Source organism: Thermus caldifontis (genome assembly GCF_003336745.1).
Taxonomy (GTDB): Bacteria; Deinococcota; Deinococci; order Deinococcales; family Thermaceae; genus Thermus; species Thermus caldifontis.
Window position 1 is genome coordinate 268,106 of sequence record NZ_QGMX01000001.1, and the last position, 21,304, is coordinate 289,409.

The following is a 21,304-nucleotide window of genomic DNA, read 5'->3' on the forward strand; positions in this document are numbered from 1 at the left end:
GCATAATACCCCTCGTGAGGCTGGACCGCTACCTGGTGGAACGGGGTCTGGCGGAAACCCGGGAAAAGGCCCAAAGGCTCATCCGCTCCGGCCAGGTGCGGGTGGAAGGGGTCGTGGTGACCAAACCCGCCCACCAGGTGGCGGAAGGCGCCCAGGTGGAGGTCCTCGCCCCCGAGCGGTACGTGGGCCGGGGGGCCTACAAGCTCCTGGGAGCCCTCGAGGCCTTCCCCATAGAGGTGAGGGACAAGGTGGCCGCAGACCTCGGGGCCAGCACCGGGGGCTTTACCCAGGTCCTCTTGGAAAGAGAAGCCCGGCGGGTCTATGCGGTGGACGTGGGCCGGGGCCAGCTCCACCCCCGCCTGAGGGAAGACCCCAGGGTGGTGAGCCTGGAAGGGCAAGATGCCCGCACCCTATCCTTGCCGGAGCCCGTGGACCTGGTGGTGATGGACGTCTCCTTCATCTCCTCCACCCTGCTCCTCCCCAAGGTGCGGGAAATCCTGAAGCCGGGAGGGGAGGCCCTCATCCTGGTGAAGCCCCAGTTTGAACTGGGCCCTGGGGTGCACAAGGGGGTGGTGCGGGAGGAGGCCCTCTGGCACAAGGCCCTGGCCCGGGTGCGGGAAAAGGCCCTAGAGCTTGGTTTCCAGGTGCTAGGGGAAGGGGAAAGCCCCTTGCCGGGGAAGGAGGGAAACCGGGAGTTTTGGCTTTGGCTCAGGGCCCTTTAAGCCACTCCTCCGCAATCTGCACCGCGTTTAGGGCGGCCCCCTTTAGGAGCTGGTCCCCCACCACGAAAAAGTCCAGGCCGTTGTCAAAGGCCAGGCTCTTGCGGATCCTGCCCACCTCCACGTCCCACTTGCCGCTGGCGGTGAGGGGCATGGGGTAGCGCTTGGAGAGGGGCTCGTCCACCACCTCCACCCCGGGAGCCTGGACCAGGACCTCCCGGGCGGCCTCGGGGGAGATGGGCTTTTCCAACTCCACGCTCACGGCCTCCGCATGGGCCCTAAGGGTGGGAACCCGCACCGCCGTGGCGCTGATCCTAAGGGAATCGTCCCCAAAGATCTTGTGGGTTTCCCAGACCACCTTCATCTCCTCCCGGGTGTAGCCGTTTTCCTGGAAAGCATCTATGTGGGGGATGACGTTAAAGGGCAAGGGGTGGGCAAAGACCTCAGCCACCGGGGTTTCCCCGTGAAGGTAGCGGTGGGTTTCCCGCAAAAGCTCCTGCATCCCCTTGGCCCCAGCCCCGCTGGCCGCCTGGTAGGTGGCCACGATGACCCGCTTGGCGCGAAAGGCCCGGTGCAGAGGCCAAAGGGCCATGGCCAAGATGGCGGTGGTGCAGTTGGGGTTGGCGATGATGCCCTGGTGCTGGAAAATCTTTTCCCGGTTCACCTCCGGCACCACCAGGGGCACGTGGGGCTCGTAGCGCCAGGCGCTGGAGTTGTCGATCACCAAGGCTCCACCCTGGGCCCAGACGGGGGCCAGGGCCCTAGAAAGGGAGCCCCCGGCGCTGGCCAGGACCAGGTCCACGGGCAAAGGCCCCTCGGGAAGGGGCTCCACCGGGATGGCCTCCCCCCTATAGACCAGGGTCTTTCCCGCGGAGCGGGGGGAGGCGTACAGCCTCAGTTGGCTCAAGGGGAAGTTGCGGGCCTCGAGGACCTTCAGGATCTCCTGCCCCACGGCCCCCGTGGCCCCCACCACGGCCACCCTCATTCCTGAACCTCCAGATTCCGAGATCGAAGGGCTTTGGCCCGAAGCAGAGCCGGACCTTGGAGGGGAAGAACCTCCCCCTCCTCCAGATCCAAAAGGGCCATGGTATTCCCCTCATGATCCACGAACTCCACCAAATAGCCCCCTTTGGGGTAAACCAACACCACCGTGCCCACATCCCCCGCCTCGAGGCCCGCTTCCTCATGGTCCCGCTTAAGAACCACCAGCTCGTGCTCACGGATCATCTCTGCCTCCAGGGGTAAGCGGTCACCAAGCGAAAGGTCTCCTCTCCCTCTCCACGATACCAAATGCTTTGCAACAGCACCGAACCTGCCGGACAGGAGAGAGGCCCCCTCAAGACCAAGATTTCCCGCTCCCCATAGAGTCCAGGGCGCCTTTGCACCTCCTGCGCCACCTGCGCATGCGCCAAAAGGGCGGCCTCCAACGCCTCCGGCGCATCCAGAGAAAAACCCCTAGCCAGGAAAAACCGGGCCTTATACCACCCCACCCTGGCTTGCGCCAGGGTGGGGGCCCCGGAAAGGGCCTTCAGTAGGCGTCATCTCGTTGGGGCTTAGAGAACGAAACAGGAGGAAAGGATATCAGTTTGTACCGGGGCACAAGAAAACCCATGTCCGCCCCGGCTTTCCCTACCACCTGAGCCTCTCCCGCAAAAACCCCTCCAGCTCGTCCACGTGGAGCCGGATCTGTTCCATGGTGTCCCGGTCCCGCACGGTGACCGTGTCCTTAAGCCGGGTGGTCCCATCCTTGCTCTGGCCGATGGTGTCGTAATCCACGGTGATGGCGAAGGGGGTGCCCACCTCGTCGTGGCGGCGGTAGGCCTTGCCGATATTGCCGGTGTCCTCGTAAAGGATGCGCCCGAGGCCCAGAGCCTGCAAGCGGGCCTTCAGGGCCTTGGCATAGCCGGTGATCTCGGGCCGGTTCTTGGCCAGGGGGATCACCGCCGCCTTGATGGGGGCAAGCTGGGGCTTAAGTTTCAGCACGATGCGCTCTTCCCCACTAGGGAGCTCCTCCCGGGTGAAGGCCTCCGCCAAGAGGGCCAAAACCCCCCGGTCCACCCCGGCGGAGGGCTCAATCACGTAGGGCACGAACCACTTGCCGCTATTGGGGTCGCGGTAGGCCAGGCGGGCGGTGGAGTGCTCGTTTTTCAGCACCCGGGCGGCGATGGAAAGCTCCTCCTGGTCCTTGGTGTGGCTTCCCAGGTCAAAGTCCGTGCGGTTGGCGATGCCCTCAAGCTCCTCCAAGCCATGGGGGAAGCGGTAGAGGATGTCCACCGTGGCCTTGGCGTAGTGGGCCAGCTCCTCAGGGGGTTGCTGATAGGGCACCAGGTTATCCCGGCCCAGGCCCATCTCCTGCCACCACCTAAGCCTCTCCTCCACCCAGTAGCGGTGCCAGTACTCATCCTCCCCTGGAGGGACGAAGTACTCGATCTCCATCTGCTCAAACTCCCGGACCCGGAAGATGAAGTTCCTGGGGGTGATCTCGTTGCGGAAGGCCTTGCCGATCTGGGCGATACCGAAGGGAAGCTTGCGGCTGGTACTGTCCAAGACGTTTTTAAAGTTGATGAAGATGCCCTGGGCCGTCTCCGGGCGTAGATAGGCTAAAGAAGCCTCATCCTCCACCGGGCCCACGTGGGTCTTGAACATCATGTTGAAGTAGCGGGGCGGGGTCCAGTCCCCAGGCTCAGAGGTGGCGGGGTCCAAGACCAAAGCCGCCGTCATGGCCCCCCCGGCCCGCTCGGGGGCTTGCATCATGGCCTGGACCAGGGCGTGGAGGTTCCCTTCCTCCACCTCCAGGGCCCGGTAGAGCCTCCTGAGCACCTCCTCGGGCTGGTCCTTGAGAAGGTGGTCCAGGCGGTAGCGTTTCTTGCTGATGCGGTTATCCACCATGGGGTCGGCGAAGGTGGCCTCGTGGCCGGAATAGTAGAGGACCAGACGGTGGGTGAGGATGCTGGCGTCCAGGCCCTCCATGTCGTCCCGCTCATAGACGTTTTTCCGCCACCAGGCCTGCTTTAGGTTGTTCTTGAGCTCCACCCCCAAAGGGCCGTAGTCGTAGGTGCCCTGGAGGCCCCCGTAGATCTCCGAGCCCTGGAAGATAAACCCCCTCCGTTTGCAAAGCGCCACCAGTTCGTCAAGGCTTGTTGCCGGCATCGTTCCTCCCCAAGGGGGGCCAAGCCCCCGGTTACAGGGCATATTACCGGAAGGAGGGGCCAGGGCACCACGGGAAGCCATGGTGAGCCTGGGCGCAAACCCCTGCCCAGGCCCGGCTTACGCTAGAATAGGTGACGAGGGGAGCATGAACAGGTACGACGATCGCGCCAGGCTGGTTTTCCACTACGCAAGGGAGGAGGGGAGCCGCTTAGGCCACTCCATGATCGGCCCAGAGCACCTCCTCCTGGGCCTGATGCGCGAGGGGGGTACGGCGGCCCGCATCCTCCAGGAGTACGGGGCGAGCCTCGAGGCCATGCGCCGCATGGTGGAGGAACTGGTGGGCCGCGGCGAGGGGAGCCGCACCGGGGAACCCCCTGCCATTACGCCCAGGGCTAGGCGGGTCATGGAGCTGGCCAGCGCCGAGGCCCGCAACATGGGGGCCTCGGTGATCGGCACCGAGCACATCCTCCTGGGCATCATCCGAGAGGGCGACGGGATCGCCTACCGCATCCTCTCCCACTTCGCCAAGGACGTGGACGCCATCCGCTGGCGCATCCTCTCCATGGCGGAGGGCCGGGAGCGGGAAAAGCCGGTGAACACGCCCTTCCTGGACGAGTACGGCCGCGACCTCACCAAGGAGGCAAGGGAGGGCAAGCTGGACCCCGTGATCGGCCGGCAAGAGGAGATCAACCGGGTGATCCAGATCCTGGCCCGGCGCACCAAGAATAACCCCGTGCTGATTGGGGACCCGGGGGTGGGCAAGACCGCCATCGTGGAGGGCCTGGCCCAGGCCATCGTGGAGGGCCGGGTGCCCCCCATCCTCAAGGGAGCCCGGGTGGTGGCCCTGGACCTGGCGGGGGTGGTGGCGGGCACCAAGTACCGGGGCGAGTTTGAGGAGCGCCTGCGCCAGATCATCGAGGAGCTCAAAAACGCCAAGGTCATCGCCTTCATAGATGAGCTCCACACCCTGATCGGGGCCGGGGGAGCCGAGGGCACCTTGGACGCCGCCAACATCCTGAAGCCCGCCCTGGCCCGCGGGGAGATCCAGGTGATCGGGGCCACCACCACCGGGGAGTACCACCGCTACATCGAGAAAGACGCCGCCCTAGAGAGGCGCTTCCAGCCGGTGATCGTCCTGGAGCCCTCCCCGGAGGAAACCCTGGAGATCCTCAAGGGCCTTCGTCCCCGGTACGAGGCCCACCACGGGGTCATCATCCCCGACGAGGTCCTGGAGCTTTCCGTGAAGATCGGGATCCGCTCCCTCCCGGGGCGCAACTTCCCCGACAAGGCCATTGACCTGATTGACGAGGCGGCAAGCCGGGTGCGGCTCAATGCCTCCTTGGGCCTGCCCGTGGCCGAGGAGGAGGACGGCACCCCCATGGTGACCCGGGAGGACATCGAGGCGGTGGTGGACTCCTGGGGTGGGATCTACGTGGACGACAAGGATGACGAGAAGCTCATGCGCCTCGAGGAGGAGCTAAGGAAGCGGGTGGTGGGCCAGGAAGAGGCCATCCGCGCCCTGGCCAGCGCCTTGAGGCGGGCCCGGGTGGGCCTGGGAGGCCGCACCCGGGTGGCGGCCAGCTTCCTCTTCGTGGGGCAAAGCGGCGTGGGCAAGACCCAGCTGGCCAAGGCCCTGGCGGAGGTGCTCTTCGGTTCGGAGCGGGCCCTCATCCGCTTTGACATGTCCGAGTTCCAGGAGCCCCATTCCATCTCCAAGCTGATCGGGGCCCCTCCCGGCTACGTGGGCTACGAGCAGGGGGGTCGGCTCACGGAGGCGGTGCGCCGCCAGCCCTTCAGCGTGGTCCTCCTGGACGAGATTGAAAAGGCCCACCCGGATGTGTACAACACCTTCCTGCAGGTGCTGGACGAAGGCCGCCTCACGGACGGGATGGGGCGCACCGTGGACTTCCGCCGGGTGATCCTCATCATGACCTCCAACACCGGCTACAACGTGGGCCCGGCCATCGGCTTCACCAGCAAGGAGGTGGACACCGACTCCCCCCTCAAGGCCCTCTTCACCCCCGAGTTCCTGGACCGGCTGGACGAGGTGATCCGCTTCCGTCCCCTCACGGAGGAGGAGCTGGTCCAGGTGGCCCGGATGATGCTGGAGGAGATCCAGAAGGAGCTCCAGTCCCGGGACATCGCCGTGCGCTTCGCCCCCGAGGTGGCCCGCTTCGTGGTGGAACAGGCCCCCAAGACAGGAAGCGCCCGGGCCATCCGGAGCATCATCCGCGAACGCATCGAGGACCCCCTTTCCCTGGCCCTCCTCAAAAAGCCCACCGGCCACCTCTACGTGAACGTGGAGGACGGCCACCTGGCCTTCCACGAGGTGGAGGGCGAGGAGCTTTTGGTCTAGATGCCCCCCGGAACCCTTAGGCCCGGCCTCCTCCTTCCGAGGGGGCGGATTTTTCTTGGGTTCCTCGAGGCCTAAGCCCATGGCCAAGACCTCCTATACCTGCGTGGAATGCGGTTACCGTACCCCAAAGCCCTTGGGGCGGTGTCCGGCCTGCGGTTCCTGGGAAAGCTTCCGCGAAGTAACCGCCTCCCCTTCCCCCAAAGGCCAGGGGGCCGAACCGGTAACCCCCAGCCTGGTGGCCCTTTCCCAGGTGGACGAGGCCGAGGAAAGCCGCTTTTCCTCAGGGCTTGCCGAGGTGGACCGGGTCCTGGGGGGAGGGTTCGTGCCGGGGGAGGTGGTCCTCCTGGGGGGCGAACCGGGGGTGGGCAAGAGCACCCTCCTCCTGGAACTGGCCAAGCGCCTGGAGAAACGGGTGTACTACCTGGCGGGGGAGGAATCCCCTGCCCAGATCAAGCTGAGGGCCAGAAGGCTGGGGGTAAAGGAGCTGCTTCTCCTCAAGGAAACCCGCCTGGAACCCCTCCTAACCCTTTTGGGGAGGGAGCCGCCCGAGGTGCTCTTTGTGGATTCCATCCAGACCATTGAGGCCGGGGGAAGTCCGGGTAGCCTGGTGGCGGTGCGGGAGGCCACCCATGCCTTCGTGCGCCTGGCCAAGGAGGAAGGCATCACCACGGTTTTGGTGGGCCACGTGACCAAGGAGGGGGTGGTGGCGGGGCCCAAGAGCATGGAGCATGCGGTGGACGCCACCCTTTACCTGGAAACCGCTGGGGTTTACCGGGTCCTAAGGAGCGCCAAGAACCGTTTCGGTCCGGTGGGGGAACTGGGGGTTTTCCGCATGGAGGAGGAGGGCCTTAAGGAGGTGCCAAACCCCTCCGAGGCCTTCCTCCTGGAAAGGCCTTTAGGGGTTCCGGGAAGCGCCGTGGCGCTGGCCCTGGCAGGGGAAAGGGCCTTGGCCCTCGAGGTCCAGGCCCTGGCCGCCAAAACCCCCTTCCCCGCCCCCAGGCGTGTGGTCCAGGGGTTGGACCCAAGGCGGGTGGACATGGCGCTGGCGGTTCTGGAAAGGCGGCTTGGCCTGCCCCTTGGGGCCTTAGACATCTACGTGAACCTGGCCGGGGGGTTAAGGGTGCTGGACCCCGGTCTGGACCTGGCCGTGGCGCTGGCGGTGTATTCTGCGGTGGTGGGCAAGGCCCTGCCCCCGGACCTGGCGGTGGTGGGGGAGGTGGGCCTTCTGGGCGAGGTGCGGAGCGTGATGGGACTGGAAAGGCGGCTTAGGGAAGGGGAACGGGCGGGGTTTTCCCGCATCCTGCACCCGGGCAACACCAAGGCCCTCAAGGAAGCGGTGGAGCGGTATTTGGGATGAGTTCCCCACTTCTTTTTTATCTGCTCTTCGCCCTTTTGGGCTACCAGCTGGCGGTGGGCCTGGAGGGGCTGGGGTTTCTCCCCCGCTCGGCGGGCCTCCTTTCCCTCAACCGCCTCTACCTGACCCTGGCGGGCTTCCTCACCGGGGTTCTTTTGGCACCCCGCCTCGAGGCCCTCCTGCAAAAACGCCTGCAACGGTTGCGGGAGCTTCCCCCGGAGGTGCCCGTGGCCCTGACCCTAGGGGCCAACCTGGGCCTCCTCTTTACCGTTCTCCTCACCAGCCTCCTTTCGCAAATCCCCGGGTTTTCCCCTTACCATAGCCTCCTCTTAGCCCTTTTCCTGGTGGGGCTTTTCGCCTATCTGGCCTTGGGCTACAAGGACTATCTGCGCCTTCCCCAAACCCCCCACCGCCCCCAAGGGGGCAAGGTGCTGGACACCAGCGTCCTGGTGGACGGAAGGGTGGCGGAGGTGGCGGCCACGGGTTTCCTGGAAGGCCCGCTTTACGTACCCCACTTTGTGCTGAAGGAACTCCAGCACTTCGCCGACAGCCCCGACCCCCTGAAGCGGGCCAAGGGGAGGCGGGGTCTGGAAACCCTGGAAAGGCTCAAGGAGCTGATGCCCTTGGAGGTTGTGGAGGAAGCCCCCAAGGGGGAAAGCGTGGACGAAAAGCTCCTCTTCCTGGCCCGGGACCTAAAAGCCGCCCTGGTCAGCAACGACCTGGCCCTCCTCCAGATGGCCAGGATCTACGGGGTCAAGGCCCTTTCCGTCCAGGCCCTGGCCCAGGCCCTCCGCCCCCAGCTCAAGGTGGGGGATACCCTGAGGCTCCTCATCCTCAAGGAGGGCAAGGAGCCCCACCAGGGGGTGGGCTACCTGGAGGATGGCTCCATGGTGGTGGTGGACGGGGGGATCCGGTACCGGGGCCAGGAGGTGGAAGTGGTCATCACCCAGGCCATCCAGACCCAGGTGGGCCGCCTCTTCTTCGCCCAGCCGGCCGCCGAGGCCCAAAGCTAATGGCCCAAGGCCTGGGGGCTTATAATGCCTAACGGCCTTGGCCGGCCAAGGAGGTGGAGCTTGAACCTGCACGAGTATCAAGCCAAGGAGATTCTGGCCCGCTATGGGGTACCGGTGCCGCCGGGAAAGGTGGCCTACACCCCGGACGAGGCGAAGCGCATCGCCGAGGAGCTGGGCAAACGGGTGGTGATCAAGGCCCAGGTGCACGTGGGCGGCAGAGGCAAGGCCGGGGGGGTAAAGCTGGCGGACACCCCGCAGGAAGCCTATGAGAAAGCCCAGGCCATCCTGGGGATGAACATCAAGGGCCTCACGGTGAAGAAGGTCCTGGTGGCCGAAGCGGTGGACATCGCCAAGGAGTACTACGCCGGCCTCATTCTGGACCGCGCCCAAAAACGGGTGGTCCTCATGCTCTCCAAGGAGGGGGGCGTGGACATTGAGGAGGTGGCGGCGGAACGCCCCGAGGCCATCCACAAGTTCTGGATTGACCCCCATAAGGGCTTCCGGGCCTTTGAGGCCCGGGAGATGGTGAAGAGGGCGGGCCTTCAGGGCAACCTCAACAAGCTGGCCCAGGTCCTGGTGGCCCTATGGCGGGCCTACGAGGGGGTGGATGCCTCCATCGCCGAGATCAACCCCCTGGTGGTCACCGCTGACGGCCAGGTGGTGGCCGCCGACGCCAAGATCGTCCTGGACGACAACGCCCTCTTCCGGCACCCGGATTTGGCCCAGCTCCGGGAGATTGAGGCCGAGCATCCCCTGGAGGTGGAGGCCAGCAACTACGGCTTCGCCTATGTGAAGCTCCAAGGGAATATCGGCATCATCGGGAACGGGGCCGGGCTGGTGATGTACACCCTGGACCTGGTGAACCGGGTGGGGGGCAGGCCCGCCAACTTCCTGGACATCGGGGGCGGGGCCAAGGCGGAGGTGGTCTATAACGCCCTGAAGGTGGTCCTCAAAGACCCCGATGTCAAGGGGGTGTTCATCAACATCTTTGGCGGCATCACCCGTGCGGATGAGGTGGCCAAGGGGGTGATCCGGGCCCTGGAGGAAGGGCTTCTCAACAAACCCGTGGTCATGCGGGTGGCGGGGACCGCCGAGGAGGAGGCCAAGAGGCTTCTGGAGGGCAAGCCCATCTACATGTACCCCACGTCCATGGAAGCGGCCAAGGCCATCGTGGCCATGGTGGGAGGTGCGGCGTGATCCTGATTAACCGCGAAACCCGCGTCCTGGTCCAGGGGATCACCGGCCGGGAGGGGCAGTTTCACACCCAGCAGATGTTGGACTACGGCACCCGGGTGGTGGCCGGGGTCACCCCGGGGAAGGGAGGAACCGAGGTCTTAGGCCTTCCCGTTTACGACACGGTTAAAGAGGCCGTGGCCCAGCACCCTATTGACGCCTCCATCATCTTCGTGCCGGCCCCGGCGGCGGCGGACGCGGCCCTCGAGGCGGCCCACGCCGGCATCCCCCTCATCGTCCTCATCACCGAGGGCATCCCCACCCTGGACATGGTGAAGGCGGTGGCGGAGATCAAGGCCTTGGGAAGCCGCCTCATCGGGGGCAACTGCCCCGGGATCATCAGCGCCGAAGAGAGCAAGATCGGCATCATGCCGGGCCACGTGTTTAAGCGGGGGAAGGTGGGGCTCATAAGCCGCTCCGGCACCCTCACCTACGAGGCCGCCGCCGCCCTCTCCCAGGCGGGATTGGGCACCACCACCACCGTGGGCATTGGGGGCGACCCGGTGATCGGCACCACCTTCAAGGACCTCCTCCCCCTCTTCAACGAGGACCCCGAGACCGAGGCCGTGGTCCTCATTGGGGAGATCGGGGGCTCCGACGAGGAGGAAGCGGCAGCCTGGATCAAGGAGAACATGAAGAAGCCGGTGGTGGGCTTCATCGGTGGCCGAAGCGCCCCCAAGGGCAAGCGCATGGGCCATGCGGGGGCCATCATCATGGGGAACGTGGGCACCCCGGAGTCCAAGCTGCAGGCCTTCGCCGAGGCGGGCATCCCCGTGGCGGACACCATTGACGAGATCGTGGAGCTGGTGAAAAAAGCCTTGGGCTAAACGCCTTGGGCCGTCCCCCACCCTGGCTTGGCCAGGGTGGGCTGCCTTTATACCACCCCACCCTGGCTTGCGCCAGGGTGGGGGCCCCGGAAAGGGCCTTCGGTAGGCGTCATCTCGCTGGGGCTTAGAGAACGAAACAGGAGGAAAGGATATTACACCCTATCCGTGGCCTTAGCTATCCAAAGAAGCCGCTCCCCGTGCTCCGGCCTCAGCTCCCCCGGGCGAAGCCGCCAGGCCCAGTTGCCCGAAGGGCGCCCGGGGTAGTTCATCCTCGCCTCGCTTCCCAGGGCCAGTACATCCTGCACCGGGTAGACGACAAGCTTGGCCACCGACTTCATCCCCAGGTGCATGAGGGCCCAGGGCACCTCCTCCTCCCCATGGAAGCCGATCCCCCACTCCGCCAGATACCGCTCCAAGAAGGCCTTTTCGTGGGGGGTGGCGGTGCGGTACCAGCCCAAGGTGGTGTCGTTGTCGTGGGTACCGGTATAGACCACCACCCGGCCGTGAGGGGGGTAGTTGTGGGGCAGAAAGGGGTTTTCCATCCCCCCGTCAAAGGCGAACTGCAGGACCTTCATCCCGGGCAGGCCAAACCGCTCCCTTAAGGCCACCACCTCCTCGGTGATAACCCCCAGGTCCTCCGCCAGGATGGGCACCTGGCCAAAGGTTTCCCCAATCTTCTGGAAAAGCTTCTCCCCCGGGGCCTTCACCCAGCGGCCCTCCACCGCCGTGGGGCAGGAGGCAGGGATCTCCCAGTAGGCTTCAAACCCCCGGAAGTGGTCTATGCGCACCAGGTGGAAAAGCTCCAGGGCCTTCCTTAGGCGCGCTATCCAGAAGGAGAACCCCTCCTTTTCCAGCACCTCCCAGCGGTACAGGGGATTCCCCCAACGCTGACCCGTTTCCGAAAAGTAATCCGGGGGCACCCCGGCCACCACCGTGGGCCTTCCCTCCTCATCCAGATGGAACCACTCGGGATGGGCCCAGACCTCCGCCGAGTCCTCGGCCACGAAGATGGGCATGTCCCCGATGAAGGCTAAGCCCAGGGCCTCTGCCTCCTCCCTTAGGGCGCCCCACTGCCGGAAGAAGAGCCACTGGGTCCAGGCGTGAAAGGCCACCACCTGGGAAAGTTTGCCCTCGGCTTCCTTTAGCGCCTTATCCTCCCTCAGGCGAAGGGGCATGGGCCAGCGGTTCCAGGGAAGCCCCCCATGGGCCTCCTTAAGGGCCATGAAGAGGGCGTAGTCCCGAAGCCAAAAGGCCTCCCTCTCCCAAAACTCCTGGAAAGCCTCCCGTTCCCCTTGGGGAGCCCGCTCCTGAAAACCCTGGAAGGCCGCCCGGAGCACCGGCCACTTCCAGGCGTAAAGCCCGCCGTAGTCCACCCGGCCTTGGGGAAAGCCCGGGTCTTGCCAACGCCCATACCCCGCCTCCGCCAAGGGGCGGAGGTCAATGAGGTAGGGGTTCCCGGCAAAGGCGCTAAAGGCCTGGTAGGGGGAGTCCCCATAGCCCGTGGGACCCAGGGGCAAAACCTGCCAGTACCGCCCGCCAAAATCCTTGAGAAAGCGAAGAAAGCCCCGGGCCTCCTCCCCTAAAACCCCGATGCCGTAAGGTCCGGGGAGGCTCGTGGGGTGCAAAAGCAAGCCATACGCACGCGGAAGCTCCATGGGCCCAGTGTATTCCCTAGGGGAAACCTTTCCAAGGCGTACGGCTGGCCCTACCCCTCACCGGCCCCGTTTCCTTGGAGAGAGATCAAGACCCCCCTGGGGGGCGGTTCCTGTCCCGGGAAGCCATGACCCATCCGCTTGCTCAGCCCACCTTGGTCCCCTTCTCGTCGTAGCGGTAAAACCCCCTTCCCGTTTTGCGGCCCAAAAGCCCCGCCTGCACCATGCGGCGAAGGAGGGGGGAGGGCCGGTACTTATCGTCACCAAAGCCCCGGTGCAGAACCTCCATGATGGCCAAACAGGTGTCCAGGCCGATGAGGTCCGCAAGCTCCAAAGGCCCCATGGGGTGGTTCATCCCCAGGCGCATGACCCCGTCGATGGCCTCCTTGGTGGCCACCCCTTCCCTTAGGGCCTCGATGGCCTCGTTGATCATGGGCATGAGGAGGCGGTTGGAGACGAAGCCGGGGTAGTCTTGGACCTCGAGGGGGGTCTTCCCCATCCTTTTGGCCACCGCCATCACCACATCCCGGGTTTCCTCCGCGGTAAGCTCCCCCCGGATCACCTCCACCAACTGCATGAGGGGCACGGGGTTGAAGAAGTGCATGCCGATGAAGCGCTCGGGCCTGCCCGAGTAGCGGGCCAGGGCGGTGATGGGGATGGAGGAGGTGTTGCTGGCCAGAATGGCCTCGGGCTTCACCAGGCTTCCCAGGCGCTCAAAGAGGCGGCGCTTTTCCCCTTCGTCCTCCACGATGGCCTCCACCACCAGGTCGGCCTCCGCCAGGTCGCCCAGGACCACGGTGGTGCGGATCCGCCCCAAGGTGGCCTCGAGGTCCTCCGGAGCGATCCGTCCCTTCTCCAAAAACTTGCTTAGGGACCGCTGGATGGCCTTCAGGCCCCTTTCCAGGAAGCCCTCCGCCACGTCCACCAGCACCACCTCAAACCCCGCCTGGGCCGCCACCTGGGCGATGCCGCTTCCCATCTGCCCTGCGCCCACCACACCGATCCTTTTCACCTCCATACCGCACCTCTCGGGCTATTTTACGCCCCTGAGGTTCACCAAAAGGACGCCCACCAGGGCCAAGGCCCCGCCCAGGAGGGATAAGGGGGAAGGCACCTCCTTAAGCCAAAGGTAGGCGATGAGGATGGCCAGGACCGGGGACAGGTAAAGAAAGCTGGAAAGGCGGGAGGCCGGGGTGCGGGAAAGGGCATAGGTCCAGGTGAGGTAGGCCAGGGCCCCGGGAAACACGCCCAAGTACAGGGCGCTGTAAAGGGCAGGGCGGGGCGCCCTGAGCAGGGCCTCCCCCAGGCCAGGCAGAAAGACGAGAAGGGGAAGCGTGCCCAAAACCATGGTGTAAACCGTCATCTCCCGGCTGCCGTAACGGGCAAAAAGGGGCTTTTGCCAAACGAAGTACAAGGAGGTGGCAAGGGCGGAAAGCAGGATCAAGAAAGCCCCCGGGCTCAAGGACACCCCGCCTCCCTCCCCGAAGGCGATCAACAAGGAACCCAGAAAGGCCAGGGCAAACCCCAGAATCCCTACGGGCCTAAGCCGCTCCCCCAGGAAGAAGAAGGAGAGGAGTGCGGTAAACACCGGCCCCGTGGCGATGAGGAGGCTTGCGGCCCCTGCGCTCACCGTGAGCTCCCCGTAGGCCAAGGCGGTGTGGTATACGGTGATGCCCAAAAACCCCAGGAGAAAAAGGCGGGGAAGGTCCTCCTTCCTGGGTGGGCGAAGACCGTGAAGGCGGGCATAAAGGAGAAGCAGGGCGCTGGCCACCAGAAAACGCAGGAGGACCAGGTGGCCAGGGCTTAGGCCCTGGAGCCCCGCCCGGATGCCGGCAAAGGCGCTGGCCCAGAAGAGGATGGTGAGGAGGGCCGCCCCTAGGGCCTTAGGCTCCATGGGGTAGCACCAGGTAGTAGAGGCCCCTTTGCAAAAGGCCCCTTTCCAGAAGGGCGTTTACCTCCCTGGCCCCCACCTGGAGCACCCTTTCCTTCACCTGGGCCAGGGAAAGGTACCGGCCCGTGTACAGGTACTCCATCCCCAGGTGGAAAAGCCTCCCCATGGGGGTTTCCCCGGCGAAGACCAGGCCTGTGGCCAAGGGGGTTTTGGCCTTTTCCACCTCCTCCTCCCCCACGCCCTCGAGGGCGATCCGGTCAAGCTCCTCCTTAAGGACGGCCAACACCGCTTCCTTGTTTCCCGGGTCCGCCTGGACGTAGGCGTGGAAGAAGCCGGCCCTATCCGCCTCCTCGTGACCAAAGGACGCCGCCTCGGCGAGGCCCGTATCCACCAGGGCGAAGTGGAGCCGCCCCGAGCCCTCCTCACCCAGGAGGTGGGCCAGCACCTGGGCGGCAAAACGCTCCTCCTCCTGGTAGCCAACCCCGGGGAAAAGGCCCACCAGATAGAGGGCCCGGGCCTTCTCGTAGGGGTGCTCCTCTACCCCATGGGCGGGGCTTAGGGGTGGGTAGGTTCTTCCCGCCTCCCCTAAAGGCCAATCCGCCGTAAGCCGTTCCGCCTCGGCCACCAGGGCCTCAAAGTCCACCTTTCCCGTGGCAGCCAAAACCATGTTCCCCGGCAGGTAACGCCTCCTGTGGTAGGCGGCCATGGCCTCCCGCGTGAGGGCGGTGATGCTCTCCACCGTGCCCAGGACGCTATTCCCCAGAGGGTGTCCCTGGAAGAAGCGGGCCCGGGCCCAGTCGTAGGCCATGAAGCCCGGGCGGTCCTGGTAGCGGGCGATCTCCTCCAGGATCACCTTCTTCTCGGTGTCAAAGTCCTCCTGGCGCAAGGCAGGGCGCATGAGCCGGGAGAAAAGCCCCAGCAGGGGCAAGGCGAACTCGGGCAAAACCGCTCCGTAGTAGACCGTGGCCTCCTCGGAGGTGAAGGCGTTGTACTGGGCACCCAGGCGGTCAAAGGCCAGGTTCACCTCCCAGGCGCTCATCCCTTCCGGGCCCTTGAAGACCATGTGCTCCAGGAAATGGCTCACCCCGCTCTCCTCGGGGGCCTCGTCCCGAGCCCCCGTCCGCACGAAGTAGCCCAAGGCCACGCTCCGCGCCTCCGGAAGCACCTCAGCGATAACCCTCAGGCCATTGTTCAGTTCAGCCTCACGAAACATCGTCCACCTCACCCAGAAGCCCCACCCAGGGGTTGCGGTAGGGGTGCTCCCGCAAGAAGGCGTTCACCGCCGGAAGGCCCGTGCGTTCTATGGCCTCCTCGATCTCGGAAAGGGGCCGGACCCGCCCCAGCATGAAGAGGTCCCGCACCATGGAGGCGGCCCGGCTTCGGATGGACTCATCCGCCATCACCAAGGCGGTCTTAAGCCCCACCTTGGCCCGGGAAAGCTCCTCCTCCGTGACCCCTTCCGCCAGGCGCTCCATCTCCGCCAGCATGACCCTTAGGGTCTCCTGGGCCCTTTCCTTGGTGGTGCCCCCATAGGCCATGAGGAGGCCCTGGCCCTTGACCCCGGCAGGGAAGGCGCTCACCGCATAGACCAAGCCCCTTTTCTCCCGCACCTCGGTGAAGAGGCGGCTGCTCATGCCCCCCGAGAGCACCTCCAAAGCCAGCCGGGCCGCATAAAACTGGGGATCTTCCGGGCCCACGTCGGGGTAGGCCAGGCCGATCTGCACCTGGGCGGTGGGGCGCTTATGGACAAAGCGCTGGGGCTGGGAAAGCCTGGGCTCGGGGTAAAAAGCCTCCTCCCCCTCCCAGGCCATAAGGGGCTCCAGGGCCCCCAGAAGCCTTTCCCAGGAAACCCCTCCCGCCACCGCCAAGATGGCCCCTTTCGGGGTGTAGCGCATGGCAAAATCCTCCCGCACCGCCTTGGGTGTGGCCCTCTTCAGGCTCTCCTCCTCCCCCAAAGGGTCCCTTCCATGGGGGGAGAGGAAGACCCTTTTTCGGAGCTCGGAGAAGAGCTTCCGGGCAGGCTGGTCCTCCTGGGAAAGAAGGGCCTGCAAGGCCACGCTTCTCACCGCCTCAAAGCCCTCCTCGGGAAGCCTGGGCCTAAGGAGGAGGAGGGCATAGAGCCGGAAGACCTCCTCCAACGCCTCCGGCAAGAAGGCGGCGGAGAAGAGGGTGTACTCCAGCCCTGCCCCGCTTTGCCGCCTCACGCCCAGGGCATCCAGGGCCTGGGCCAGCCCCCAAGCGTCCAGTTCCCCAGCCCCCTTCCAAAGCCACCCCTCCAGCAGGGTGCTGGCACCCAGAAGCCCCTCGGGCTCGTTCACCGCCCCGGCGGGCACCAGAAGCCCGAAGGCCACCCCGGGGTAGTCCCGCTCCTCGAGGGCCAAAAGAAGCCCATTCGGCAGTCGCTCCACGCGGCTCACAGGCCTAAGGGTATCATGGAGGGCGTGAGGGAAGGGGAACTTCGCCAAAGGCTCCTCAGGCCCCTCCTAAGGGAGCTCAAGGACGGGGCCCGGGACCAGGTGGTGGTGGGGGGCCTGGAAACCCTCATCCAGAACCTGGCCAAGCCCTTTCCCCACCTGCAGAGGCTTTTCCTGGGGTACGGTGCCAAAACCCCGGAGGAGCGCAAGGCGGTCCTGGAGGAGGCCATCCGCTTCCTGGAGAACGGCCAAGAATCGCTGGCCGCAAGCAGGGGGGAAACCCCCGCCCGGCCCCAGCCCCCCCGCCTCACCCCCCAGGACCCCGCCCACCTCCTGGTCCCACCCCAAAGCCGCAAGAGGCTGGCCGAGCTCTCCTTGCACACGGTGCGGGATATCCTCCACTACTACCCCCGCCGCTACGAGGACCGCAGGACCCTTCCCGGGGTGCGCTTCCTGGAGGACGGCCAGAAGGCTACCCTCGCCGTGAGGGTCCTGGCCAAGGAGCTGGTGAAAACCCCCAAGAAGGGGATGCAGCTGGTGCAGGTGCGGGCCCAGGATGCCTGGGGCTTCCGCCTCACCCTGGTCTGGTTCAACCAAACCTGGGTTCTCTCCCAGATCCAGGAGGGGGAAACCCTGATCGTCACGGGCCGGGTGCAGCAGCGCAACGGGGTACAGCTTTACGTGGAGCACTTTGAGAACGAGGGCACCGAGTCCCTCTCCACGGGGAGGATCGTGCCCATCTACCCCGCCAAGGAGGGGATCGGGCAGGCTTTCCTGCGCCGCACCGTCCACCGGGCCCTGGAGATGGCCCTACCCCTCCCCGACCCCCTGGAAGCCTACCGGGAGGAGCACCGTCTTCTTCCCTACGCTGAGGCCCTTCGCCAGATCCACTTCCCCGAGGATGAGGAGGCCTTGAAAAAGGCTCTCCTTCGCCTCAAGTTTGACGAGTACCTCCTCTTGGAGCTTAAGGCCCTTCTGGACGCCGGGGGGCTGGTCCTAGGCCGGAGCTTCCGGGTGGAGGAGGCCTGGACGGAAACCTTCAAAGGGGCCCTGCCCTTTCCCCTCACCCGGGCCCAGGAACGGGTTATGGGGGAGATCGCCCGGGACATGCAAAGCCCCCGGCAGATGGCCCGCCTCCTTCAGGGGGATGTGGGCTCGGGTAAGACGGTGGTGGCCGCCTATGCCCTCTTTCTGGCGGCCATGAACGGGGCCCAGGGGGCCCTCATGGCCCCCACGGAGATCCTGGCCAAGCAGCACTACGGGAACCTGACCCAGTACCTTTTCCCCCTGGGGGTGCGGGTGGAGCTCCTTTTGGGGTCCATGACCCCCAAGGAGAAGGAAGGGGCCATCCAGAGGCTTCTTTCCGGGGAAGCCCAGATGGCGGTGGGCACCCACGCCCTCATCCAGGAGGGGGTGGGGTTTAAGGACCTGGGGCTTGCGGTGGTGGACGAGGAGCACCGCTTTGGCGTCTTGCAGCGGCGGGCCCTCCTCAAGATGGCCCAGGTTCCTCCCGATGTCCTGGTGATGTCCGCCACCCCCATCCCCCGTTCCCTGGCCCTAACCCTCTATGGGGACCTCGAGGTCAGCCTCCTGGACGAGATGCCCCCCGGGCGTAAGCCGGTGAAGACCAAGGTCCTCCCCCACCGGCTTCGCCTGCAGGCCTACGCCTTCGCCCGGGAGGAGGTGCGAAAGGGGCACCAGGTCTTCGTGGTGGCCCCGGCCATTGAGGAGTCGGAAGAGCTGGACCTGAAGGCGGCCACCGCTCTCTACGAGGAGCTGAAAGGCCTTCTCCCCGGGGTGCGCATGGCCCTCCTTCACGGAAAGATGCCCGCCCGGGAAAAGGATAGCGTCATGGAGGCCTTCCGCCAGGGGGCCTTTGACCTCCTGGTATCCACCACCGTGGTGGAGGTGGGGGTGGACATCCCCAGGGCCAGCCTCATCATCGTGGAAAACGCCGAGCGCTTCGGCCTGGCCCAGCTCCACCAGCTGAGGGGCCGGGTGGGGCGGGGGGGGCTGGAGGGCTACGCCATCCTGATCGCAGGGGAGGCCAGCCAGAAAACCCTCAGGCGCCTAAAGGTCCTCGAGGAGTCCAATGACGGCTTCTACATTGCGGAGATGGACCTGAAGCTAAGGGGACCAGGGGAGCTCAGGGGCACCCGGCAGTCGGGGTACCCGGAGCTGAAGCTGGGGGACCTGGCCGAGGACACGGAGGTTATCGAAAAGGCCCGGGCCCTGGCTAAGCGCATCCTGGAAATGGACCCCGACCTCTCCTTGCCCCAGCACCAGACCCTTAAGGAGGAGCTCCGGGCCCAAGCGGAGCGCATTGGCTTCCGGGAGGTCATCTAGGGGATGTGGGGGCCTGGGGAAATCCTGGCAAGGGGGTGAAGGGGATGGGGATGAAGGCCCTGCCCCATCCCCATATCCCCGTCTTCGCCTCCGAGGGAGGGGTGCTGAGGGCCGAAAGCCTCCGCGGCTACCTTCTGGAGCTACGGGAGGCCTATACCCCCTACGCCCCGGTACCCCCCGTGACCCTTTACGTCCTTTCCGAGGGGGACTGGCGGGCCCTAGTCCCCTACCCTTACGGCCTGGCCTTTCAGCGAAGCGAGGGGGGAAGGCTTTCCCTCTTTGCGCCCCTCACCTACCCCGAAAGGCTCCTCCACCGCTTCCGCGAAACCCTGCTTCCCCTGGGGCCCCCTCCCATGGAAATCCCCGCCTTCTTGGATCTGAACCTGGGCCACGAGTACGCCCACGCCCTCCAGGCGGCCTGGCGCCTGAGGACGGGGGCCAGGTGGCTGGACGAGTTCTTGGCCAACCACCTTTTCCTCCTGGGCCTAACTGGGGCCAGGCCCGACCTGGCGGCATCCCTTTTGGCCTTCTGCCGCTACCTGAGCCGCCTCGAGCCGGAAAGGCGAAGCCTCTCCGCCTACGAGAGGAGGCGGGGAGACCTAAAAAGCGCCCTATGGTTCCAGGCCCAGTTCACCCTCAAGGCCCAGGAGCTTCTGGAAACGAAGGGGGACAGCCTCTTAAAGGCCTGCCTCGAGGCCGCCCCCTTGGACCGGAAGAAGGGGCACCGGCTCCTTTTGGAGCTTGACCCAGAGCTCAAGGCCTGGTTCGCCGCCTTCGGCCTTAAGGGCGCACCCTAGGGGCCCCCTTACCCTCCGCCAAGGCCCTAAGCCAATCCAGGAAGGACACCTCCCCCACCTTCAGGGTGTACAGCTCGGGCCTGGGCAGAATGCAGTGCTGGCCCCCCGGGGCTAGAAAGAAGGTGTAGTTTTCCGCCTGGGCCGGGGCCAGGATCGCCCTCATGGCCCCTTCGGCCCACTCCCGGGCCGTGGCCTCGGAAGGGCTCCTCTCCCCTTTCATGAGGCCGTAGAAGAAGATCTGGGTGCCGTCCAAGAGGGTGGTGTACTGGGCGATGCGGGCCTTGGGGAAGGCCTTCGCCAGGGCCAGGTAGATCTCCGCCACCTCCGGGTTTTGGGAAAGGCCAGGAAGATCGGGCAGGCGCGGGTTCCAGATTGTAAAGCCAGGAAAGCCCGGGGTGCGCACCCCTACCCCAGCGTCCCCGCAGACCGCCACCTGGGCGTCCTTATAGGTGGAAAGCACCTTGTCCGCCCAGAAAACCGCCCCATAAGCCCCGGCGGAGCAACCGGTCACGAAGACCCTTTCCGGGTCCGTATGGTTGCGGAAAACGTACTCCAAGGCCGCCAGAGCGTTCCTGGCCCCCTGGTGGTGCACCTTAAAGCCCCCGTAGTCCACCGTGGCCCGGCCCACATGGAGATCCCCGGTGCAGTAGGGCACAAAGACGTGGGTCCAACCGTAGAAGGGGTTGGCCACGCTGATGCGGTTATATATGCCTTGGGCCAAAAGGAGCTCCTGAATATCCACCCGCTTGCGGTAGGTCTGGCTTTGGGGGCCGCAGGTGGCGGCGTCCCAGCAGGCCCCGCCTCCCTGGAAGTCGATGACCACCTTTTTGGGGTCCCCCGGGCTCACGTAAAACCGATAGGGGGAACCATCGGAGCAGACCCCTCCCGGCACCTCCACCGCCTTCCAGAGGGCCTCGAGGCCCTGGGCCAAGGCCAAACCCAACAGCAAAAGCACGGCTAGCAAACGCCGCATTCTGCACCTCCACTAGGAGCCTACTCAAACCCTTAGACCAAGTCAAGAAAAAGAAGCCCCCCTAAGGGGGGCCCCCTTTCCCCTTTTGGCCTCAGAACACCGCCTTGCGCAGGATATCCGTCACGGATACGATGCCGATCACCTCCCCCTGGATGACCGGCGCCCGGCGGATCCCGGTGTTGGCGAAGAGCCGGGCCACGTACTCCACGCCCAGGTCGGGGTTTACGGTGATCACCGGCTTGGTCATGATCTCGTGCACCTGGACCGTGGCGGGATCCTTGCCGTAGGCGATCACCTTGTAGACGATGTCGGTTTCCGTGACGATGCCGTAGGCGTCCTCCTCGTTGCGCCGGTCCACGATGAGGGCCCTAAGGCCGGTTTCTTTCATGAGGTTGATGGCCTCCTTTACCGTGGCCGAACCCTGGATCTTGACCACCTCGGTGGACATGATGTCCTTGGCCTTCTTCATGGCGCACCTCCATGCCCGGTGGAAAGGAGTTAAGGGGGTTTGCGGGCATTTTCCAGCCTATCCCCTTAGGTATCTTGTGGGTAGAGACAAAAGACCCTTTCCCCTTATTT

General features: G+C 65.4%; 18 protein-coding genes and 1 pseudogene. 8 read left to right on the forward strand and 11 right to left on the reverse strand.

What is annotated here, in order from left to right:
• Window positions 1-14: 14 nt before the first annotated feature.
• Window positions 15-722, forward strand: a complete 708-nt coding sequence (locus tag DK874_RS03245; protein ID WP_114312603.1) for a TlyA family RNA methyltransferase — start codon at window positions 15-17, stop codon at window positions 720-722.
• Here the strand turns inward: DK874_RS03245 and DK874_RS03250 are convergent.
• The 4 genes from DK874_RS03250 to DK874_RS03265 all read right to left on the reverse strand — a co-directional run bounded on the left by DK874_RS03250 (window position 709) and on the right by DK874_RS03265 (window position 3,869).
• Window positions 709-1,704: an aspartate-semialdehyde dehydrogenase gene (locus DK874_RS03250; protein WP_114312604.1), complete on the reverse strand. Its 996-nt coding sequence runs from the start codon at window positions 1,702-1,704 to the stop codon at window positions 709-711. The genes DK874_RS03245 and DK874_RS03250 overlap by 14 nt on opposite strands.
• Window positions 1,701-1,946, reverse strand: coding sequence for a DUF4926 domain-containing protein (locus tag DK874_RS03255; protein ID WP_162798701.1), 246 nt, complete (start codon window positions 1,944-1,946; stop codon window positions 1,701-1,703). The genes DK874_RS03250 and DK874_RS03255 overlap by 4 nt, the downstream gene beginning before the upstream one ends.
• Window positions 1,943-2,209, reverse strand: a complete 267-nt coding sequence (locus tag DK874_RS12010; protein WP_338065442.1) for a DUF6883 domain-containing protein — start codon at window positions 2,207-2,209, stop codon at window positions 1,943-1,945. The genes DK874_RS03255 and DK874_RS12010 overlap by 4 nt, the downstream gene beginning before the upstream one ends.
• Window positions 2,210-2,348: 139 nt before the next feature.
• Complete coding sequence (locus tag DK874_RS03265) at window positions 2,349-3,869, reverse strand: glycine--tRNA ligase (RefSeq protein ID WP_114312605.1); 1,521 nt, start codon at window positions 3,867-3,869, stop codon at window positions 2,349-2,351.
• A gap of 145 nt (window positions 3,870-4,014) precedes the next feature.
• Here DK874_RS03265 and DK874_RS03270 point away from each other — a divergent pair, with 145 nt between their 5' ends.
• From DK874_RS03270 to sucD, 5 genes are all read left to right on the forward strand, one after another.
• Window positions 4,015-6,225: an ATP-dependent Clp protease ATP-binding subunit gene (locus DK874_RS03270; RefSeq protein WP_114312606.1), complete on the forward strand. Its 2,211-nt coding sequence runs from the start codon at window positions 4,015-4,017 to the stop codon at window positions 6,223-6,225.
• Between the two features lie 79 nt (window positions 6,226-6,304).
• Window positions 6,305-7,582, forward strand: a complete 1,278-nt coding sequence (gene radA / locus DK874_RS03275) for a DNA repair protein RadA (protein ID WP_114312607.1) — start codon at window positions 6,305-6,307, stop codon at window positions 7,580-7,582.
• Entirely contained in the window at window positions 7,579-8,592 is a 1,014-nt protein-coding gene (locus DK874_RS03280; RefSeq protein ID WP_114312608.1) for a PIN/TRAM domain-containing protein, read from the forward strand. Before radA ends, DK874_RS03280 begins: the two co-directional genes overlap by 4 nt.
• Window positions 8,593-8,652: 60 nt before the next feature.
• A complete protein-coding gene (gene sucC, locus DK874_RS03285; RefSeq protein ID WP_162798702.1) occupies window positions 8,653-9,789 on the forward strand; it encodes an ADP-forming succinate--CoA ligase subunit beta in 1,137 nt (378 codons plus the stop codon).
• Window positions 9,786-10,652, forward strand: coding sequence for a succinate--CoA ligase subunit alpha (sucD, locus tag DK874_RS03290; RefSeq protein ID WP_114312610.1), 867 nt, complete (start codon window positions 9,786-9,788; stop codon window positions 10,650-10,652). The genes sucC and sucD overlap by 4 nt, the downstream gene beginning before the upstream one ends.
• A gap of 152 nt (window positions 10,653-10,804) precedes the next feature.
• Here sucD and malQ read toward each other — a convergent pair.
• From malQ to DK874_RS03315, 5 genes and pseudogenes are all read right to left on the reverse strand, one after another.
• A pseudogene (gene malQ / locus DK874_RS03295) lies at window positions 10,805-12,316 on the reverse strand (4-alpha-glucanotransferase); the annotation flags it as partial.
• Between the two features lie 133 nt (window positions 12,317-12,449).
• Complete coding sequence (locus tag DK874_RS03300; RefSeq protein WP_114312612.1) at window positions 12,450-13,322, reverse strand: 3-hydroxybutyryl-CoA dehydrogenase; 873 nt, start codon at window positions 13,320-13,322, stop codon at window positions 12,450-12,452.
• Window positions 13,323-13,337: 15 nt separating this feature from the next.
• Window positions 13,338-14,198: a DMT family transporter gene (locus DK874_RS03305; protein WP_114312613.1), complete on the reverse strand. Its 861-nt coding sequence runs from the start codon at window positions 14,196-14,198 to the stop codon at window positions 13,338-13,340.
• A complete protein-coding gene (locus DK874_RS03310) occupies window positions 14,188-15,408 on the reverse strand; it encodes a M16 family metallopeptidase (RefSeq protein WP_114312614.1) in 1,221 nt (406 codons plus the stop codon). Before DK874_RS03310 ends, DK874_RS03305 begins: the two co-directional genes overlap by 11 nt.
• Window positions 15,398-16,612, reverse strand: a complete 1,215-nt coding sequence (locus DK874_RS03315) for a M16 family metallopeptidase (protein ID WP_114312701.1) — start codon at window positions 16,610-16,612, stop codon at window positions 15,398-15,400. Before DK874_RS03315 ends, DK874_RS03310 begins: the two co-directional genes overlap by 11 nt.
• A gap of 15 nt (window positions 16,613-16,627) precedes the next feature.
• On the opposite strand from DK874_RS03315, the gene recG reads away from it, so the two are divergent.
• Both recG and DK874_RS03325 read left to right on the forward strand, forming a co-directional pair.
• On the forward strand, window positions 16,628-18,955 hold the full coding sequence (gene recG, locus DK874_RS03320) for an ATP-dependent DNA helicase RecG (RefSeq protein WP_114312615.1): 2,328 nt from the start codon (window positions 16,628-16,630) through the stop codon (window positions 18,953-18,955).
• Between the two features lie 50 nt (window positions 18,956-19,005).
• Window positions 19,006-19,752: a hypothetical protein gene (locus DK874_RS03325; RefSeq protein WP_114312702.1), complete on the forward strand. Its 747-nt coding sequence runs from the start codon at window positions 19,006-19,008 to the stop codon at window positions 19,750-19,752.
• Here DK874_RS03325 and DK874_RS03330 read toward each other — a convergent pair.
• Both DK874_RS03330 and DK874_RS03335 read right to left on the reverse strand, forming a co-directional pair.
• On the reverse strand, window positions 19,736-20,725 hold the full coding sequence (locus DK874_RS03330) for a pectin acetylesterase-family hydrolase (protein ID WP_114312616.1): 990 nt from the start codon (window positions 20,723-20,725) through the stop codon (window positions 19,736-19,738). The genes DK874_RS03325 and DK874_RS03330 overlap by 17 nt on opposite strands.
• A 91-nt stretch (window positions 20,726-20,816) precedes the next feature.
• The gene (locus DK874_RS03335; protein ID WP_114312617.1) at window positions 20,817-21,194 is read right to left on the reverse strand and encodes a CBS domain-containing protein; all 378 of its coding nucleotides are present in this window, start codon (window positions 21,192-21,194) and stop codon (window positions 20,817-20,819) included.
• Between the last annotated feature and the right edge of the window lie 110 nt (window positions 21,195-21,304).

Coding starts and splice junctions, on each gene's coding strand:
- DK874_RS03250 (WP_114312604.1), bottom strand. CDS start 1,704: ATGAGGGTGGCCGTGGTGGGGGCCACGGGGGCCGTGGGGCAGGAGATC.
- DK874_RS03280 (WP_114312608.1), top strand. CDS start 7,579: ATGAGTTCCCCACTTCTTTTTTATCTGCTCTTCGCCCTTTTGGGCTAC.
- recG (WP_114312615.1), top strand. CDS start 16,628: ATGGAGGGCGTGAGGGAAGGGGAACTTCGCCAAAGGCTCCTCAGGCCC.
- DK874_RS03255 (WP_162798701.1), bottom strand. CDS start 1,946: ATGATCCGTGAGCACGAGCTGGTGGTTCTTAAGCGGGACCATGAGGAA.
- DK874_RS03335 (WP_114312617.1), bottom strand. CDS start 21,194: ATGAAGAAGGCCAAGGACATCATGTCCACCGAGGTGGTCAAGATCCAG.
- DK874_RS03305 (WP_114312613.1), bottom strand. CDS start 14,198: ATGGAGCCTAAGGCCCTAGGGGCGGCCCTCCTCACCATCCTCTTCTGG.
- DK874_RS03310 (WP_114312614.1), bottom strand. CDS start 15,408: ATGTTTCGTGAGGCTGAACTGAACAATGGCCTGAGGGTTATCGCTGAG.
- DK874_RS03265 (WP_114312605.1), bottom strand. CDS start 3,869: ATGCCGGCAACAAGCCTTGACGAACTGGTGGCGCTTTGCAAACGGAGG.
- DK874_RS03330 (WP_114312616.1), bottom strand. CDS start 20,725: ATGCGGCGTTTGCTAGCCGTGCTTTTGCTGTTGGGTTTGGCCTTGGCC.
- radA (WP_114312607.1), top strand. CDS start 6,305: ATGGCCAAGACCTCCTATACCTGCGTGGAATGCGGTTACCGTACCCCA.
- DK874_RS03300 (WP_114312612.1), bottom strand. CDS start 13,322: ATGGAGGTGAAAAGGATCGGTGTGGTGGGCGCAGGGCAGATGGGAAGC.
- DK874_RS03270 (WP_114312606.1), top strand. CDS start 4,015: ATGAACAGGTACGACGATCGCGCCAGGCTGGTTTTCCACTACGCAAGG.
- DK874_RS03325 (WP_114312702.1), top strand. CDS start 19,006: ATGAAGGCCCTGCCCCATCCCCATATCCCCGTCTTCGCCTCCGAGGGA.